This window comes from Haloferula sp. A504, from assembly GCF_044385805.1.
Lineage (GTDB): Bacteria > Verrucomicrobiota > Verrucomicrobiia > Verrucomicrobiales > Akkermansiaceae > Haloferula.
The window spans coordinates 1-516 of sequence record NZ_JBISBU010000198.1; the positions used below are offsets into that span (position 1 = coordinate 1).

Below are 516 nucleotides of genomic sequence, written 5' to 3' on the forward strand. Positions count from 1 at the left end.
ATAAGATGCCAGGCATACAGTTGTTGACGCGCCTGAACTCAGTTGCTAAGAATCCCCACAAGTTCATGAAAACCAATGCTGAAACGACGATCGACCCGGTCGAGAAGGCGGAGCTTCCGACGGGGCAGTATCCGGGCGGATTTCGCAGGGGAGTGGGATCGGCGCGACGTCGGGTCCTGGGACCGGATGGGCAGGCGAACCGTTACCATGTGATGAGCCGCACCGCCGGCGGGGAGATGCTGTTCGGGGACGTGGAGAAGGAGGCCTTTTGCCGCATCATGCGAAGGCTGGAGCGTTTCGCCGGGGTGGAAGTCCTGACCTATGCCGTGATGAGCAACCACTTCCACCTGCTGGTGCGGGTTCCGGATCGCGAGAAGTTTCTCCAGCGCTTCGAGGTTGAGGGCGGGGAGCAGCAGCTGCTGGAGCACCTCAAGCTGCTGTATTCCAGGAGCTACCTCCAGTCGCTGCGGGCCGAGTTGGCCGATTTGAGGAGCAAGGGAATGCCCGAGGCCGCCG

1 protein-coding gene is annotated in these 516 nt (G+C 61.6%); it reads left to right on the forward strand.

Annotated elements, in window-relative coordinates:
* Positions 1 to 65 precede the first annotated feature (65 nt).
* Positions 66 to 516 (forward strand): transposase (locus ACG2LG_RS24165; protein WP_396263466.1); only part of this gene is annotated, 451 nt, incomplete at its 3' end.